Genomic DNA, 18,165 nt, shown 5'->3' on the forward strand with positions numbered 1-18,165 from the left:
AGCAGTAAGGGAACTATGTGAAGCGAAGCAGTCCGCTGTCACCGCTGTTGCTGGGGGCCTTCGGGCTCCTGGCCCTGAACTTCAACACGGCTGCCCAGGCAGCCGACGACATCGACCCACAACTGCGCCAGATCGGGCCTTCACTGCTACGTGATGCGCCCGACGCGGTGCCCGCCCGCCCACCTATCGGCATGGCCCCCGTCAGCAATGGCGACCGCCTCGGGCTGACCGAAGCGGTGCTGCAAGCCGCGCAATGGCACCCCAGCATCGCCGAGGCCATCGGCAACCTCTACAAGCAAGGCGAAGGCATCAACGTTGCCCGCGCCGGTTACTACCCGCAGATTTCCGGCGGTATCCGCACGGGCTATGACACTGGCTACGGCGGCGACCGCAACAGCCAGGCGCTCAACCTGTCGCTCAAGCAGATGCTCTACGACTTCGGCAAGGTCGACAGCGCCGTCAGCGCTGCCCAGGCCGCCGCCGCCCGCGCCCAGGCCAATATCCTTCTGGTGGTCGACGAACTGGCCCGCGACACCGCCTATGCCTGGGTCGAGACCCGCCGCTACGAGCAACTGATCACGATTGCCCGCGACCAGATCCGCGGGGTCGGCGACATCGCCGGCATGGCCCGCCAGCGCAGCGACATGGGCGCCAGCACCCGCTCCGACGTGGTGCAGGCCGAATCCCGGGTAGAGAGCGCCCGCGCCACCCTGGAGGAATACCAGTCTCAGTACGAACGCTGGCGCTCGACCCTGGCGTCATTGCTCGGCCGGGTCACCCCGCCCATGCTCGCCGAAGAGTCGCCCCCCGAGCTGAACCAGGCCTGCAAGCGCCCAGGGCAAGGTGATGACCGCCTGCCCGCCGTGTTGATGGCCTTGGCCCAGCGCGCCCAAGGCCAGGCCGAACTGGCCCAGGCCAAAGCCGAGGCCTACCCGACCGTGTCGCTGCAGCCGCAGGTCAACCACTACCTGGACAACGACTACAACCGCGACAACTCACGCATGGACCGCACCCAGGCGGGCATCTACCTGAACGTCGAGGTGCCCATCTACCAAGGCGGCGCCATCAGCGCCCGCACCCGCGCTGCGGGCCATTCGCTGACAGCCGCCGACTCGGCCGAAGATGCCGCACGCCTGCAGGCACGCCGTGGCCTGGCCGAGGCCATGGCGCAGACCTCGGGGCTGGGCCGTCGGCTGAGTTCGCTCGAAGCCCGCCAGGTCAGTATTCAGGAGGCGCGCATGCTTTATGGCCGGCAATACCTGGACCTGGGCACCCGGCCCCTGCTCGACCTGCTCAACGCCGAGCAGGAAATCTACCAGTCTCGTTTCGAACTCGCCGGCACCCGCTCCGACTTGCTGCGCCTGGATGTCGACTGCCTTTACAACACCGGCGCCCTGCGCACGGCCTTTGGCCTAGAGGGGCGTAACCTGCAAGGTGTGGAGATCCAGCCATGAACGAAACCGTCAATGTGACCCTGCCGAGCCAGGCCCCGGAGCAAACGGCCAACGCTCGCCCCGACCTGGGGCCTTGGCTTGAGGTCATGCTCCAGGTCGCGCACCACTATCGCCTGGACGTCTCGCCCCAGCGCATTCGCCTGGCGGCCGTCGAAGATGCCCGCCCGCTGGATGAGATTCTCCGCCACATGGCACGCCAGGCCGGCCTGGCGCTGCGCTTCGTGCGCTTCGATGCCAAAGGCCTGCGGCAGTGGCGCACGCCGCTGGTGCTGGAACTCGACGATGGCCAGTTGGCAGTGGTCGAATCGGTGACCGAAGAAGACGACCTGGCGGTGGTCTTCGCAGGCGACCAAGGCCTGACTTCGCGCCTGCCCCGCGACACGCTCAAGGGGCGCATCACCCGGGTCGCCCTGCTGCGCCCGGCGCGGCCGTTGCGTGATGTGCGCACCGACGACTACACCGCACCCTACGACCGCCACTGGTTCGCGCGTATCGTCCTGCGCGACCTGCGGCCCTATGGGCAGGTGATGGTCGCCTCGCTGGTGGCCAACGTGTTGGCCCTGGCCGGTGTGCTGTTTTCCATGCAGGTCTACGACCGGGTGATCCCCGCCGAATCCCTGCCGACGCTGTACGTGCTGTTTGGTGGCGTGGTGCTGGCGCTGGTGTTCGACTTCAGCATGCGCCTGCTGCGCCTGAAGGTCACCGACCTGCTGGGCAAACGCGCCGACTTGCGCGTCTCTGACCTGGTCTATGGCCATGCGCTGCGCTTGCGCAACTCGGTACGGCCCAAATCCACCGGCTCGTTCATCTCGCAGTTGCGCGAGCTGGAGTCGATCCGTGACCTGATCACCTCGAGCACCGCCACCGCCCTGGCCGACCTGCCGTTCTTCCTGTTGTTCCTGTTCGTGTTCTGGCTGATCGGCGGCGTGCTGGTGTTCATCCCGTTGGTGGCGTTGCTGGCCATGGTGCTGCCCGGGCTGCTGGCGCAACGGCGCCTGGCACGCCTGGCCAATGCCTCGATGCGTGAGTCGGCGCTGCGTAACGCCATGCTGGTGGAAAGCATCCAGGGCCTGGACGAGATCAAGGCGCTGCAAGCCGAAGCCCGTTTCGAGCGGCAATGGAACCAGTACAACGCCGCCTGCGCCCACACCAACCTGCGCCTGCGTACCTTGACCAATGGCTTGGTGACCTGGACGCAGAACGTGCAGGGCGCGGTGTTCGCCGTGGTCATCGTCATCGGCGCACCGATGGTGATCGCCGGCGACCTCACCACCGGTAGCCTGGTGGCGGCGTCGATGCTGTCGTCGCGCATGATGGCGCCGCTGGCACAGCTGACCCATGTGCTGACCCGCTGGCAACAGGCCAAGGTGGCCCTGCAGGGCTTGGACAAGTTGATGCAGTCACCGGTCGACCACCCTGAAAACGAAGCCCGCGTGCACCTGCCAGCCATCCGCGGCGAGTACCAGCTACGCCAGGCCAACTTCCGCTACAGCGCGGAGGCGCCTCCCGTCCTCACCATCGGCCAGCTGGACATCCAGCCGGGTGAACGCATCGCCGTGCTCGGCCGCAACGGTGCCGGCAAATCTACCTTGCTGCAGGCCCTGGGCGGCGCCATGGACCTGGTCCAGGGCGAAATCAACCTGGACGGCATTGCCCTGGCCCATCTCGACCCCGCCGACCTGCGCCGCGATGTCGGCTTGCTGCCGCAATACTCACGGCTGTTTCACGGCACCCTGCGGGAAAACCTCACCCTGGGTGCCGGCCAGGCCAGTGACCAGGAGTTGGTCGCGGCGCTGGCCGCCACCGGCGCCCTGGAGTTCGTCCGCAGGCTACCCAAAGGTATGGACCACCTGATTCTGGAAGGCGGTGTCGGGTTGTCCGGCGGCCAACGCCAGGCCTTGGTGCTGTCGCGCCTGCTGGTGCGCCAGCCGCAGGTGCTGTTGCTGGACGAGCCGACCGCGTCCCTCGACGACATGACCGAACGCAAGTTGCTGGATAACCTCGACCGCTTCTGCCAGGGCCGCACCCTGGTAATCGCCACCCACCGCCTGAGCGTGCTGCAGCGTGTCGACCGGATTATCGTGCTGGATGGCGGCCGCATCGTCATCGACGACAACCGCGATGCCGCGTTGGCCAAACTGCAAGGAGCCCAGGCATGAGCAACCATGAACTCCCGGCGTCCTACCTGGACGGGCAGGACGACCAGGCGGTATTCCGCGCCGGCCGAATCATCACCATCTGCGCGCTGATGCTGGCAGCGTTTCTGGCCTGGGCGGCCTGGTTCGAAGTCACTGAAGTTTCCACCGGCACCGGCAAGGTGATCCCCAGTTCGCGCGAGCAGGTGATCCAGTCGTTCGAGGGTGGCATCGTCGCCCAGATGAGCGTCGCCGAAGGTGACCTGGTCGACCGCGGGCAGGTGCTGGCCCAGCTCGACCCAACCAAGACCGCCTCCAGTGTGGGCGAGAGTGAAGCCAAGTACCGCGCGGCCAAGGCCAGCCAGGCCCGCTTGCGTGCAGAGGTCACCGGCAAGCCGCTGGTGTTCCCCGACAGCCTGCGCGACTCCCCCGACCTGGTCGACGCCGAAACCGCGCTGTACCAGACCCGCCGCCGCGGCCTGGAGCAGACCCTGGCCGGTATCGACGATTCGCTGCAGCTGGTGCGCAGCGAACTGAAGATCACCGAGAACCTGGCGAAGATGGGCGCTTCAAGCCGCGTCGAGGTGATCCGCCTGAACCGACAGCGCTCGGAACTCGAGCTCAAGGCCAACGAAGCGCGCTCCGATTACCTGGTACGGGCCCGCGAAGAGCTGGCCAAGGCCAGCGCCGAGGCCGACAGCCTGTCCGAAGTGATCCGCGGGCGCAGCGACTCGCTGACCCGCCTGACCCTGCGCTCGCCGGTGCGCGGTATCGTCAAGGACATCGAGGTCAATACCTTGGGAGGTGTGGTCCAGCCCGGTGGGCAAGTGATGAAGATCGTGCCGATGGATGAACGCCTGCTGATCGAAACCCGCATTGCGCCCCGAGACATCGCCTTCATCCACCCCGACCAGGCCGCCAAGGTGAAGATCAGTGCCTATGACTACTCGGTGTATGGCGGGCTGGAGGGCAAGGTGGTCGGCATCTCGCCGGACACCCTGCAGGACGAGGTGAAGCCGGAGATCTACTACTACCGGGTGTTCATCCGCACCGAGCAGGACAGCCTGCAGAACAAGGCCGGCAAACACTTTGCGATCGTGCCCGGGATGATCGCCACGGTGGATATCCGCACGGGTGAAAAGACCATTCTGGATTACCTGATCAAGCCGTTGAACCGGGCCAGGGAAGCCCTGCGCGAACGCTGATGACCCGGTTATCCGATGCCCTGTAGGAGCAGCCTTGTGCTGCGAAGAGGCCGGTGACAGCAACGCATAACTGCTGGGTATACACCGGCCTCTTCGCAGCACAAGGCTGCTCCTACACGGATTCGGCTGACAGGCTAAAGAGCCGGCTCGGCGGGCCGATATCCTTCTATCCTCTATTCCCACGAAGGTCACCATGGCCACGCAAAAAGCCCGCGCGGATTCGCTGTCCCTGCTGCTGTTCACCCTGCGCAGCGGCAAGCTGATGGCAATCAACCTGCTCAAGGTCAGCGAGATCATCCCCTGCCCTTCACTGACCAAGCTGCCCGAATCGCACCCCCACGTGAAAGGCGTGGCCACCTTGCGCGGCAATTCGCTGTCGGTCATCGACCTGTCCCGTGCCATCGGTGAGCGCCCGCTGGCGGACCCTGAAGGTGGCTGCCTGATCGTCACCGAAATCAGCCGCTCACGCCAAGGCCTGCATGTGCAGGCCGTGAGCCGCATCGTCCACTGCCTGAGCACCGACATCAAACCGCCGCCCTTCGGCTCGGGCAACCGCTCGTTCATCACCGGCGTGACCCGGGTCGACAACGCGCTGGTGCAGGTACTGGACATCGAGAAGGTCATTCACGCCATCGCCCCGCCCGCCGCCGAGCCACAGCACGGGGCACTGAGCGAAGAAGACGCAAGCCTGCTGGCCGCCGCCAACATCCTGGTGGTAGACGACAGCCAGGTGGCCTTGCAGCAGTCGGTGCACACCCTGCGCAACCTCGGCATCGAATGCCACACCGCGCGCAGCGCCAAGGATGCGATCAACGTGTTGCTGGACTTGCAGGGCACCGAGCAGGCGATCAACATCATCGTCTCCGACATCGAGATGTCCGAGATGGACGGCTATGCCTTCACCCGCACGCTGCGCGAGACGCCGGACTTCCAGCACCTGTATGTGTTGCTGCACACCTCGCTCGACAGTGCCATGAGCAGCGAAAAAGCCAGGCTCGCGGGGGCCAATGCCATCCTCACCAAGTTTTCCTCGCCCGAGCTGACCGATTGCCTGGTGGTGGCGGCGCGGACGGTGGTGTTTGCCGAGCATTGATACATCAAGCGACAAACTCCCCGGCTTGCCGTCGGGGGTGAGTCGGGCATAATTCGCTCCCCTCGGAAGATTTTTGCCGGAATCGCGTATGAAGTTTTTCAGCTCCCTCCTTGTCGCCTGCGCGCTCTTCAGCGGTGTCGCCCAGGCCTCCAGCAGCCAGGCCTGGAACGAGCAGCGCCAGCAGATGCTCAAGGCGTGCCTTGCCGCCAGCCAGTTCAAGGACGCTCACGCGCGTGGCAAGCCCGCTGAATTCGACGACCAGGTCGGCATGAGCGCCCTGCTGATCGAAGGCGTCTACCCGCAAAAACACATGCAGCAGCGCACCGGCACCGAACTGTGCCTGTACGACCGCCAGCACCAGCGCGCATTCGTCAGCGAATGGAGCCCGGAAGCCAAGTGACCGACAGCGTGCAATTCGCCTGCACCGGCTGCGGCAAGTGCTGCACTGGCCACCATGTGCCCTTGACCCTCGACGAAGCCCGCCAGTGGGCGGCCTCTGCTGGCCAGGTGGTGGTGCTGATCGAGGCGTTCGTGGTCGACGGCCCGGGCATGCCGGTCGAGCAGCGCGAGCATGTGCTGCGCCGCTCCCACCCGGTGGCCTGCGGCGACACTGAGGCCCGCGTTTCGGTAACGTTCGCGGCGTTCAACCCCGGGCGCTGTCGCAACCTCGACGATAACGACCTGTGCACCATCTATGACCAGCGCCCGCTGGTCTGCCGCATCTACCCGGTCGAGATCAACCCGCATATCCCACTGCGGCCCGAGAACAAGGACTGCCCGCCCGAAGCTTGGCAACAGGGCCCTGAGCTGATTCACGGTACGCAACTGGCCGACCCGCGGCTGGCGGCGCTGGTGCAGGCATCGCGCCAGGCAGACCGAGATGACATCGCGGCGAAGGTTGCCGTGTGCCAGGCGTTGGGCATGACCACGAGTGCGCTGAAAGGTAACGGGTTTACCGCTTATCTGCCGGAGATGGGCGCGTTTGCCGCAGCGCTGGCGCAGGTGCCGGCGGACAACGGTGCGCGGTGGACGCTGCATGTGCAGGATGACGAGCTGACAGCCCGTTTGCAGGGCCATGGCTTGCAGACCACTTGCGAAGCACCGGTTTATTACGCCTTTATTGGTTTTTAGGTAGCCCATACCGGCCCCTTCGCGGGTAAACCCGCTCCCACAGGAGTTGCACCAGCCGCAAGATTGGCGCAATACCTGTGGGAGCGGGTTTACCCGCGAAGGGGCCGGTACTGTCAAACACTGAAACTGTCAGCGCTGTCAGCCAGGCGTCATGCTGCCGACCCGGTCCGGGGGCTATAAGCTTGAATACAGACAACCGTCCCCACCCTTCTGGCCAAGGTGCCCGCTCCGATGCGACGTCCTTCCCGTTCTGTCATCCTCGCCGCCTTGGCGTTGCTTGTCCTGGTCGTGCTGGGCGTCTGGTTCGGCCAGCGTCAGGAGGCCCCCGCCCCCCGCGCGCAGGCGGCTGTGCCGGTGCGCGTGGTCAGCGTCAGCCAGCAGGATGTGCCGCGCTATGCCAGTGCGATCGGCTCGGTGCTGTCGCTGCACAGCGTCGAGATCCGCGCACAGGTAGAAGGGGTGCTGACCCAGGTACTGGTCAAGGAAGGCCAGTGGGTAAAGGAAGGTGACCTGCTCGCAACCCTCGACGACCGTGCCATCCGCGCCAGCCTCGACCAGGCCCGTGCGCAGCTTGGCCAGAGCCAGGCGCAGATCCAGGTAGCCGGTGTCGACCTCAAGCGCTACCGCCTGCTGAGCACCGATGACGGGGTGTCAAAACAGACCCTCGACCAGCAACAAGCGCTGGTCAACCAGCTGCAGGCTACGGTCAAGGGCAACCAGGCGGCCATCGCCAATGCCGAGGTGCAACTGTCCTATACCCAAATCCGCTCACCGGTGACCGGCCGGGTCGGCATCCGCAACGTCGACCCCGGCAACCTGGTGCGCAGCAGCGACACCCAGGGCCTGTTCAGCGTGACCCAAATCGACCCGATTGCCGTCGAGTTCGCCCTGCCTCAACACATGCTGCCTACCCTGCAGAGCTTGCTCAAGGCGCCCGCCCCGGCGCTGGTGCAGGCCTACATGGACGCCGACGGCGAACGCAGCCTGCTGGGTGAAGGCCACCTGGCGCTGATCGACAACCAGATCTCGGCGACCACCGGCACGGTGCGGGTCAAAGCCGAGTTCGACAACAAGGACGGGCGCCTGTGGCCCGGCCAACTGGTCACCATTCGCTTGCGCACGGCCATGCAGGAGAATGCCCTGGTCGTGCCGCCGCCGGTCGTGCAGCGCGGGATCGACGGCCATTTCGTCTACCGCCTGGACGGGGACAAGGTCACCAGCGTGCCGGTCAAGGTGCTGTACCAGGACAGCGGGCTGAACATCATCGCCGGGGTCAAGGCGGGTGATCAGCTGGTGCTCGACGGCCAGTCGCGGCTCAAGCCGGGCTCGCGGGTCGAGGTCACCACCGATGCCCCTGTGCCTTCGGAAATGGCCGACCGCCGGAGCCAGCCATGAATACCCGCAACGGGGTTTCGGCCTGGTGCATCGACCACCCGATCGCCACCCTGCTGCTGACTTTCGCCCTGGTCCTGCTGGGCGCCATCGCCTTCCCTCGGCTGCCGGTGGCTCCGCTGCCAGAGGCCGACTTCCCGACCATCCAGGTCACCGCTCAACTGCCTGGGGCCAGCCCGGAAACCATGGCCTCGTCGGTCGCCACGCCGCTTGAAGTGCAGTTCAGCGCCATCCCCGGCATGACCCAGATGACCAGCAGCAGCGCGCTGGGGTCGACCACGCTGATCCTGCAGTTCACCCTCGACAAGAACATCGACACCGCAGCCCAGGAAGTGCAGGCCGCCATCAACACTGCCACCGCACGGCTGCCACAAGACCTGCCCAACCCGCCGACCTGGCGCAAGGTCAACCCAGCCGACAGCCCGGTGCTGGTGATGACCGTCAGCTCGAACCAGATGCCCGGCAATGACCTGAGCGACTACGCCGAAACCCTGCTGGCCCGGCAACTGAGCCAGATCGATGGGGTCGGCCTGATCAACATTACCGGGCAACTGCGCCCGGCCATCCGCGTGCAAGCGCAACCGGAGAAGCTGGCCGCCATCGGCCTGACCCTCGCCGACCTGCGCCAGGCCATCCAGCAAACCAGCCTCAACCTGGCCAAAGGCGCGCTGTACGGCGAGCACAGCGTGTCGACCATCGCCGCCAACGACCAGCTGTTCCACCCCGAAGACTATGCCCAATTGATCGTCTCGTACCGCGACGGTGCGCCGGTGCACCTGCAGGACGTGGCCAAGGTCATCAACGGCGCCGAGAACGCCTACGTCAAGGCTTGGTCCGGTGACCAGCCGGGGTTGAACCTGGTGATCTTCCGCCAGCCCGGCGCGAACATCGTCGACACCGTCGACCGGGTGCTGGCCGCGCTGCCCAAGCTGAAGGAAATGCTCCCGGCGTCGATCGAGGTGTCGGTGTTGCAGGACCGTACCCAAACCATCCGCGCCTCGCTGCACGAGGTGGAGCTGACCTTGATGATCGCCGTGGCCCTGGTGATCGGGGTGATGGCCCTGTTCCTGCGCCAGTGGTCGGCGACCCTGGTGGTGTCCAGCGTGCTCGGCGTGTCGCTGATTGCCAGTTGCGCCTTGATGTACGTACTCGGCTTCAGCCTGAACAACCTGACCCTGGTGGCCATCGTCATTTCGGTGGGGTTCGTGGTCGACGATGCCATCGTCGTGGTGGAAAACATCCATCGCCACCTGGAGGCGGGTGACGACAGCCGCACGGCCGCCCTAAAGGGCGCAGGCGAAATCGGCTTTACCGTGGTCTCGATCAGTTTCTCGCTGATCGCTGCCTTCATCCCGCTGTTGTTCATGGGCGGGGTGGTCGGGCGCCTGTTCAAGGAGTTCGCCCTGACCGCCACGGCCACCATCCTGATTTCGGTGGTGGTTTCGCTGACCCTGGCACCCACCTTGTGTGCGCTGTTCATGCGCCGCCCGACCGGCGCGCAGCACGGCGGCTTCGGTGAACGCCTGGTCAAGTGGTACGAAAAAGGCCTGAACCGCGCCCTGGCCCACCAGCGCCTGACCCTCGGTGTGTTCGGCGTGACCCTGGCCCTGGCGGTGGTGGGTTATGTGGCCATCCCCAAGGGCTTCTTCCCGTTGCAGGACACCGGCTTCATCCTCGGCACCAGCGAAGCGGCAGCGGACGTGTCGTACCCGGCCATGATCGAGAAGCACCAGGCCCTGGCCAAGATCATCGAGGCCGACCCGGCCGTGCGGGCGTTCTCGCATTCCGTCGGCGTCACCGGCAGCAACCAGACCATCGCCAACGGCCGCTTCTGGATCGCCCTCAAGCCCCGCGGCGAACGCGATGTGTCGGCTAGCGAGCTGATCGACCGGCTGCGGCCCAAGCTCGCCCAGGTGCCGGGCATTGTGCTGTACATGCGCGCCGGCCAGGACATCAACCTCAGCTCCGGCCCATCACGCACCCAGTACCAGTACGTGCTCAAGAGCAACGACGGCGTGGCGCTGAACCTGTGGACCCAGCGCCTGACCGACCGCCTGCGCGAAAACCCGGCGTTGCGTGACCTGTCCAACGACCTGCAACTGGGGGCCAGCGTCACCCGCATCGACATCGACCGCCAGGCCGCCGCACGCTTCGGCCTGACCACCACAGACGTCGACCAGGCGCTGTACGACGCCTTCGGCCAGCGGCAGATCAGCGAGTTCCAGACCGAGACCAACCAGTACAAGGTCATCCTCGAACTGGACGCCCGCCAGCGCGGCAAGGCCGAGAGCCTCAACTACTTCTACCTGCGCTCGCCCCTGAGCAACGAGATGGTGCCCTTGTCGGCGGTGGCCCACGTCGCGCCGCCGAGCACCGGGCCGTTGTCGATCAGCCATGATGGCCTGTTCCCAGCCGCCAACCTGTCGTTCAACCTCGCCCCGGGCGTGGCCCTGGGCGATGCGGTAAGCATCCTTGAGCGCACCCAGCGCGAACTGGGCATGCCCGACTCCATCAGCGGCAACTTCCAGGGTGCGGCGCAGGCCTTCCAGAGTTCGCTGTCGAGCCAGCCGTGGCTGATCCTGGCTGCGCTGGTGGCGGTGTACATCATTCTGGGGGTGCTCTACGAGAGTTTCGTCCACCCACTGACGATCATCTCCACCCTGCCCTCCGCGGGCCTGGGCGCGCTGATGCTGCTCTGGGCCATGGGCCAGGACTTCAGCATCATGGGGCTGATCGGCGTGGTGCTGCTGATCGGCATCGTCAAGAAAAACGGCATCCTGCTGATCGACTTCGCCCTCGAGGCCCAGCGCCACCACGGCCTCACGCCCGAGCAGGCAATCCACCAGGCCTGCCTGACGCGCTTCCGGCCGATCATCATGACCACCCTCGCCGCCCTGCTCGGCGCAGTGCCGCTGATGTTCGGCTTTGGCACCGGCGCCGAGCTGCGCCAGCCACTGGGCATCGCGGTGGTAGGTGGGTTGTTGGTGAGCCAGGCCCTGACGCTGTTCACCACCCCGGTCATATACTTGGCCCTGGAGCGCCTGTTCCACCGCCGCCGGGCCGCTCATGCGGCCGCGCCAAGTGCCAGTTGAGACAAGACTATGCGTGTGCTGATCATCGAAGACGAAGAAAAAACCGCCGACTACCTGCACCGCGGGCTGAGCGAGCAAGGCTTTACCGTGGACCTGGCGCGTGACGGTATCGATGGCCTGCACCTGGCCCTGGAAGGCGACTACGCCGTGATCGTGCTCGATGTGATGCTGCCCGGCCTGGACGGCTATGGTGTGCTGCGCGCCTTGCGCGCGCGCAAGCAGACGCCGGTGATCATGCTGACCGCCCGCGAGCGGGTCGAAGACCGCATCCATGGCCTGCGCGAAGGCGCCGACGACTACCTGGGCAAGCCCTTTTCGTTCCTTGAGCTGGTCGCTCGCCTGCAGGCTCTGACCCGTCGCAGCAGCAGCCATGAACCGCTGCAGATCCAGGTCGCCGACCTGTGGATCGACCTGATGGCGCGCAAGGCCAGCCGCGCCGGCCAGCGCCTGGACCTGACCGCCAAGGAATTCTCGCTGCTCAGTGTGCTGGCCCGCCGCCAAGGCGAAATTCTGTCCAAGACCGCCATCGCCGAGCTGGTCTGGGACATCAACTTCGACAGTGATGCGAATGTCGTCGAGGTGGCGATCAAGCGCCTGCGCGCCAAGCTTGATGGGCCTTTCGACAACAAGCTGCTGCACACCATCCGAGGCATGGGCTATGTCCTGGAAAACCGTGCGGGCTAACTCCATCGCGCTGCGCCTGTCGGCGCTGTTCATCCTGGTGGCGGTGGGGGTGTTTTTGCTGATCGGGTCGGCGTTGTATCGCCAGGTCGACCACAGCCTCGACCTGCTGCCGGCCGCCGAACTGGATGCGCGGTTCAGTGTGCTGGAGTCCACCCTCAACCGCTTCGGCACCGCCGAGCACTGGGCCAAGGTCAGCAACAAGCTCAACCTGCTCAGCGAGGAGGACAAGCGCATCCGCTTCTGGGTGGTCAGCAGCGATCCGGCATACGACTATGGCCACCCCAGCGAACGGGTCCGCGCGTTTGCCGAAGGCCCGCCAGGCATGCGCGACCTGCGCCTGCCAGACCAGCCCTACCCCTACAAAGTCCTGGTCAGCGAGTTGCCGGCCCTGGCCGACCGGCCGCCGCTGCGTTTTCTGATTGGCATCGACACCGAGACCTTCTGGCAGGCGCAACACAGCCTGCTGGTAGCCATCGTCGGCCTGGCGGTGCTCGGTGTGCTGCTGGCGTCGGTGCTCGGTTACTGGGTGGCCCGCATCGGCCTGCGCCCGTTGCTGGCGTTGTCCAACGAAGCCCAGGCACTGGCCCCACCGCGCTTGGACGGGCGCCTGCAGACTCACGATCTGGCCCCGGAACTGGCGCAATTCGCCGGGGCCTTCAACGCCGCGCTCGACCGGGTCAGCCAAGCCTACTCGCGGCTGGAGGCGTTCAACGCCGACGTGGCCCACGAACTGCGCTCGCCGCTGACCAACCTGATCGGCCAGACCCAAGTGGCCCTGACCCGCGGTCGCAGTGCCGAGCACTACTTCGAAGTGCTGCAATCCAACCTTGAAGAACTCGAGCGCCTGCGCAGCATCATCAACGACATGCTGTTCCTGGCCAGCGCCGACCAGGGCAGCAAGGCCACCGCGCTGACCCAGGCGTCGCTGGCAGAGGAGGTGGCGACCACGCTGGACTACCTGGACTACATCCTCGAAGACGCGCAGGTCCGCGTGGAGGTCAGTGGCGATGCTCAGGCGCCCATCGAAAAAGCCCAACTGCGCCGCGCGCTGATCAACCTGCTGAACAACGCGGTGCAGCACACCGCGCCCGACCAAGTGATCGAGGTGCGAATCGAAAACGGGGCGGAACAGGTCACCATCGCCGTGAGCAACCCGGGGCCTGCAATCGATGACGCGCACCTGCCGCTGCTGTTCGAGCGCTTCTATCGGGTGGATGCCGCGCGCAGTAACAGTGGTGGCGGCAACCACGGTTTGGGGCTCGCGATCGTCAAAGCGATCGCCCTGATGCATGGGGGCGAGGTTTTTGTGTACAGCGAGGCCGGCGCCAACACTTTCGGCATTCGCCTGCCAAGCGCTCAACGACGCGGGTTTCCAGCAAAAGCCTGAGTGTTCGCGGCACGATCGTTACCTTTTGCGCAACAGTGCTTATCGTACTTCGCTCTGTTTCCAAGGCCATTGAGGGACTAACTTTAGCCCTGTCCTCATTAGCACTTGCATCGCAAGAAGGTAGTTTCAAATGTCCAACAGTATGGGTATTGCCAGCGTCTTCGTCCTGTCTTCCCTGTTGTTGTCGCCCCTGGCCATGGCCGAAGAATCCCCCGCTTTCGTCGCCCGTAATGCCGAGCTCGCCGCGGTCCATCAAGAAGCCCGCGAAGCCGTAGCCGCACAGCAGACCGATGCCGTAAAAGACGCAAACCAGACAGCTTCCAAAGTGTCCAGCGACGTTAATGCCGATAGCTGATCGACCGCTGTACCTGCTCCCGATTTCCCTTGGCTACGCCATGGGCACCGCTGGTGCCGATATGTTAGCCTTTTAAAGCCGCTGCCAATCAGCGGCTTTTTTTATGTGCTTTAACTATCAGCCCCGCTGTAACGTCCCTAATAAAAAAGTTGCACATTCAAAAATAAAAACTGCCCCACCGTCAGACCAAAGGAGCTAGTACCGGTGCCTTCCGCGTTTCGTTTTACCCCGCTGTTCATTGCATTGACTGCAACGATTCCCACCGCCGCCCAGGCAGATGAAGACAAGGCTGATGGCTTCATCGAAGGTTCTTCGTTCAACCTGCATTTTCGTAATGCCTATTTCAACCGCGACAACCACAACGCCGGCGTGCGCGACACCCGCGAGTGGGGCCAGGGCGCGGTTGCACGCTTCGAGTCCGGCTATACCCCGGGCGTGATCGGCGTTGGCGTGGACGCCCATGCCATGCTGGGCCTCAAGCTCGACGGCGGTGGCGGCCATGCCGGCACCAGCATTCTGCCGACGCATGTGAAGGACGACGGCGAACTGGGCGCGGCCCCGCATTCGTTCTCTACCGCAGGCGCAGCGCTCAAGCTCAAAGCCTTTGACACCGAGCTCAAAGCCGGTGACCTGTTCCTCACCAACCCAGTGATCGCTGGCGGCGAAACCCGCATGCTGCCGCAGACCTTCCGCGGTGTAAGCCTGACCAACACCAGTGTCGACGGCCTGCTGCTCGAAGGCGGCCAAGTCAGCTTCACCAAGCCGTACAACCAGAGCGGCCACCGCCGCATCGACACCTATTACGGCTCGCTGGACGAACATGACAAGAGCAAGCATCTGAACTGGGCGGGCGCGTCCTGGAGCGGCACGGAAAACATCACCGCCAACCTTTACGCCGCCGAGCTGAAGGACATCTGGAACCAGTACTACGCTGATTTTGACTACACCTACGTGGTCAACGACCTGGTCAGCCTCAACCCGGGCGTGCACTTCTATCACACCCAGGACACCGGCCAGGCCCTGCTGGGCAAGATCGACAACAACACCTACAGCGTGCATTTCACCGTCAACGCCGGCTTCCACAGCGTCACGGCCGCCTACCAGCGGGTCAACGGCGATACACCGTTCGACTACATCAACCTGGGCGACAGCGTGTACCTGGACAACTCGCGCATGTACTCGGACTTCAACGCCCCCAACGAGCGTTCGTGGAAGCTGCAGTACGGCTATGACTTCGCCGGCCTGGGCGTCCCCGGCCTGAGCACGACGCTGTCGTATTCGCGTGGCGAGGCAGACCTGACCAAGGCTGATCAGGGCAACACGCACTACGACTACTACCGCGCCGATGGCAAGAACGCCATGCACTGGGAGCGTGACCTGGACGTGAAGTACGTGTTCCAGGAAGGCGACTTCAAGGACCTTTCGGTGCTGGTGCGTTATGCCGCTCACCGTGGCAGCCAGGGTTATGCATCGATCGACAGCAGCAGTGACAACGATGAACTGCGCGTGATCGTTGATTATCCGCTGAACGTGTTCTGACCCGCTCCTAGTTTCATTGACTTAGCGCAGACCCGGTGGGAGCGGGCTTGCCCCGCGAACACCGGCGCAGCCGGTGCCAGGCACCGCATGAGGCCATTCGCGGGGCAAGCCCGCTCCCACCGGGTTGAAGGCAGGCTTGCGACCACTGTTCTCTGCACCACCACGCGATTCCGTCGGACAAATCTTGTCCGACAATCCCCTCTTCCCTAGAATGTCGCCGCCGCGAATGGCCCTGCCTCAGCAGTAGCGAGCATGCTCACCCGATCACCGCGTTTCGCACTCTACAGGTCGCACCCCGAGCTGATCCTCAACCTGGGCAGTTGCCTCGCCGTGCTCGCCATCGTGGCCATCGTCAGCTACCTGCTGGCCCGTGAGCGCGACAGCGTCGAGCTGTCGGCCATCCGTTCTTCCAACAACATCGTCCAGCTGATCGAAAGCGATATCCTGCGCAATGCCGAACTCTACGATCAGTCGTTGCAAGGGCTGATCTGGGCAGTCGGGCGCAAGGAGCTGCCTGAAGTGCCTGGCGTGTTGCGCCAGCGGCTGTTGTTCAATGAAGCCTTCGTCGACCGCAAACGCGGTGACGTACTCTGGCTGGACAAGCAAGGTAACGTGGTGGGCGATTCCACCAGCGCCATACCGCGCCAGGCCAACTTCGCCGACACCGGTGTGTTCAAGGCCCATCAGCACAACGCCAACCTCGGCATGCTGGTCGGCCCGCCGTTCAAGGCCAAGCTAGGCGACCTGGACTGGTGCATCAGTTTCAGCCGGCGCATCCCCGGCCCAGACGGCGAATTCGCCGGCCTGGCAGCGGGTGCCCTGCGCCTCTCGTACTTCAGCGAACTGTTCAAGCGCCTGGACATCGGCGATGACAGCAGCATCAACCTGTTCAATACCGACGGCCAGTTGCTGGCCCGCCAGCCTACGCGCCCGCAAGACCCGCTGATCGGCACCAATTACGCCGAGCGGCCCAACTTCAAGCGCATCCTTGGCGAGCGCAGTGGCAGCTTCACAGCCCTTTCTGCCACCCACGGCACCTCGCGCATGTACACCTTCGCCCGGGTCGCCGACCTGCCGCTGATCGTGTTGGTGGTGCACTCGGCCGACGAGGTGTTCCAGTCGTGGCGGCGCACTGCGATTCTGGTCAGCGTGGCCACCGGCGTGCTGTGCATCGGCATCCTCTGGCTAACCTTGCTGCTGGGCCGCGAGCTGCGCCGCCGCCACGAGGCCGAACAAGGCCTGGCCACCCTGGCCGCCACCGACAGCCTGACCGGCCTGGCCAACCGCCGCCGGCTGGACCAAGTGCTGCGCCAGGAGTGGGCACGCGCGCAGCGCAACCACAAGCCGTTGGCCGTGCTGATGGTGGATGTGGACCATTTCAAGGCGTTCAACCAGCGCCACGGCCACGCGGGTGGTGACCATGCCTTACGGGAGGTGGCGAAGTGCATCGAGGGGTGCATCAGGCGCCCGGCGGACCTGGCGGCACGCTATGGCGGGGAGGAATTTCAGGTGATATTGCCAGAAACCGATCTGGCCGGTGCCACCCTGCTGGCCGAACGCATTCGGGCCAGCGTCGCGGCCCTGGCGCCGTTTGCCAATGACACCCGTGCCGTCACGGTCAGCATCGGCATCGGCCTGTACGAAGCAAACCCCCAGCACGATCTGGCGAGCGTGCTGGGGGCTGCGGATGAGGCGCTCTACCGGGCCAAGGCCAACGGCCGTAACCGGGTAGAAGGGCCTGGCGACTAGGAGCGGGCGCGGGCGGCGTTACGCAGCGCTTTCACCTGGTCGTGGTTACGTTGCACGCCTTGCAGTTGTTTTTCCACCAGGGTGTAGCTCTGATCGCTGGCGGTACGGCCCAGTTTGACCAGTTTCTCGCGGGCTTCCTTGTAGGCTTTCAGGGCATGGTCCTCGCCCCGCTCCACTTCGTTCAGCACGGCCTCTTCATCCTTGCCGGTGACCATCGCCTTGAGGTTGACCCAACCACGGTGCAGGTCGCCGCTGATGCTGGTGGAAGTCTCAGGGTCGCCACCCAGACGGCGCACTTCGCTTTGCAGTTCACCGGCGGCATTGGCGCACTCACCGGCGCGCTGCACGAAGAAGGCTTTCAGCTCTGGGTTCTTGACGTCATCGGCCGACGACTTGAAGCCTTTTTCGCCATCCTTGCTGTATTCGATCAGGTCGTTGAGCACATCAATTACGTCTTTGTTGGGGTTGCTCATTTCACGAACTCCTTGGCAGGTGATAGTCATCTGTAATGGAGCAGCGTTCGTGCCAACCTTAGACATAAAAATAAATCGTTATAAATCAATAAGTTAAATAATTAGAAGAATGCACTCGAAGCGGCGTTCTGCATGATTGCCGCTTGGGCCTTCGTGCAGATTGCAGTATGGTCGGCGCTTTTGGACTGCCAGGTGCGTCGATGAAACCGGAAACCCTCGAACTGCTGGTCACCCGGACCATGCCCTTTGGCAAATACCAAGGTCGGATCATCGCCGACCTGCCGGGTGACTACCTGGCCTGGTTCGCGCGCAAAGGCTTCCCGGCCGGGGAGCTGGGCGGGTTATTGGCGTTGATGCATGAAGTCGATCACAACGGGCTGATGGACTTGCTAGAGCCGTTGCGGCAAAAGCATCGGCGCTAATAGCGCCTCATTGTGTTCTGAAGGAGCAGCCTTGTGCTGCGAAAGGGCCGGTAT

15 protein-coding genes are annotated in these 18,165 nt (G+C 64.5%); 14 read left to right on the forward strand and 1 reads right to left on the reverse strand.

Features of this window, described 5'->3' with window-relative positions; translation table 11 throughout:
* Positions 1-17 precede the first annotated feature (17 nt).
* The 13 genes from AB7M33_RS04715 (at position 18) to AB7M33_RS04775 (ending at position 17,216) form a co-directional block, all read left to right on the forward strand.
* A complete protein-coding gene (locus AB7M33_RS04715) occupies positions 18-1,454 on the forward strand; it encodes a TolC family outer membrane protein (protein ID WP_027595499.1) in 1,437 nt (478 codons plus the stop codon).
* On the forward strand, positions 1,451-3,613 hold the full coding sequence (locus AB7M33_RS04720; protein ID WP_099452940.1) for a type I secretion system permease/ATPase: 2,163 nt from the start codon (positions 1,451-1,453) through the stop codon (positions 3,611-3,613). Before AB7M33_RS04715 ends, AB7M33_RS04720 begins: the two co-directional genes overlap by 4 nt.
* Positions 3,610-4,794: an HlyD family type I secretion periplasmic adaptor subunit gene (locus AB7M33_RS04725; RefSeq protein WP_027595497.1), complete on the forward strand. Its 1,185-nt coding sequence runs from the start codon at positions 3,610-3,612 to the stop codon at positions 4,792-4,794. Before AB7M33_RS04720 ends, AB7M33_RS04725 begins: the two co-directional genes overlap by 4 nt.
* 193 nt (positions 4,795-4,987) lie before the next feature.
* Entirely contained in the window at positions 4,988-5,887 is a 900-nt protein-coding gene (locus AB7M33_RS04730) for a chemotaxis protein (RefSeq protein ID WP_099428348.1), read from the forward strand.
* 88 nt (positions 5,888-5,975) lie between these two features.
* A complete protein-coding gene (locus AB7M33_RS04735) occupies positions 5,976-6,287 on the forward strand; it encodes a hypothetical protein (RefSeq protein WP_027595495.1) in 312 nt (103 codons plus the stop codon).
* Complete coding sequence (locus AB7M33_RS04740; protein ID WP_454242506.1) at positions 6,284-7,018, forward strand: YkgJ family cysteine cluster protein; 735 nt, start codon at positions 6,284-6,286, stop codon at positions 7,016-7,018. The genes AB7M33_RS04735 and AB7M33_RS04740 overlap by 4 nt, the downstream gene beginning before the upstream one ends.
* Before the next feature lie 231 nt (positions 7,019-7,249).
* Positions 7,250-8,413, forward strand: a complete 1,164-nt coding sequence (locus AB7M33_RS04745) for an efflux RND transporter periplasmic adaptor subunit (protein WP_454242507.1) — start codon at positions 7,250-7,252, stop codon at positions 8,411-8,413.
* Entirely contained in the window at positions 8,410-11,502 is a 3,093-nt protein-coding gene (locus AB7M33_RS04750) for a multidrug efflux RND transporter permease subunit (protein ID WP_454242508.1), read from the forward strand. The genes AB7M33_RS04745 and AB7M33_RS04750 overlap by 4 nt, the downstream gene beginning before the upstream one ends.
* A gap of 9 nt (positions 11,503-11,511) precedes the next feature.
* Positions 11,512-12,186 carry a heavy metal response regulator transcription factor gene (locus AB7M33_RS04755; RefSeq protein WP_027595491.1) on the forward strand — a complete coding sequence of 225 codons (675 nt, stop codon included), beginning with the start codon at positions 11,512-11,514 and terminating at the stop codon, positions 12,184-12,186.
* Positions 12,161-13,573 carry a heavy metal sensor histidine kinase gene (locus tag AB7M33_RS04760; RefSeq protein ID WP_454242509.1) on the forward strand — a complete coding sequence of 471 codons (1,413 nt, stop codon included), beginning with the start codon at positions 12,161-12,163 and terminating at the stop codon, positions 13,571-13,573. The genes AB7M33_RS04755 and AB7M33_RS04760 overlap by 26 nt, the downstream gene beginning before the upstream one ends.
* Positions 13,574-13,703: 130 nt before the next feature.
* Positions 13,704-13,928, forward strand: a complete 225-nt coding sequence (locus tag AB7M33_RS04765; RefSeq protein ID WP_027595489.1) for a hypothetical protein — start codon at positions 13,704-13,706, stop codon at positions 13,926-13,928.
* A gap of 204 nt (positions 13,929-14,132) precedes the next feature.
* Entirely contained in the window at positions 14,133-15,467 is a 1,335-nt protein-coding gene (locus tag AB7M33_RS04770; RefSeq protein ID WP_027595488.1) for an OprD family porin, read from the forward strand.
* Positions 15,468-15,719: 252 nt separating this feature from the next.
* Positions 15,720-17,216 (forward strand): sensor domain-containing diguanylate cyclase, encoded by a 1,497-nt coding sequence (locus tag AB7M33_RS04775; RefSeq protein WP_099428341.1) that lies wholly within the window; start codon positions 15,720-15,722, stop codon positions 17,214-17,216.
* Here AB7M33_RS04775 and AB7M33_RS04780 read toward each other — a convergent pair.
* Complete coding sequence (locus AB7M33_RS04780; RefSeq protein ID WP_027595486.1) at positions 17,213-17,689, reverse strand: ferritin-like domain-containing protein; 477 nt, start codon at positions 17,687-17,689, stop codon at positions 17,213-17,215. The two genes, AB7M33_RS04775 and AB7M33_RS04780, sit on opposite strands and share 4 nt — an antisense overlap.
* Before the next feature lie 200 nt (positions 17,690-17,889).
* Here AB7M33_RS04780 and AB7M33_RS04785 point away from each other — a divergent pair, with 200 nt between their 5' ends.
* Positions 17,890-18,111 (forward strand): DUF3820 family protein, encoded by a 222-nt coding sequence (locus AB7M33_RS04785; protein WP_027595485.1) that lies wholly within the window; start codon positions 17,890-17,892, stop codon positions 18,109-18,111.
* The last annotated feature ends 54 nt before the right edge of the window (positions 18,112-18,165 follow it).

The sequence above is a fragment of the Pseudomonas sp. Y3 TE3536 genome, assembly GCF_053629175.1.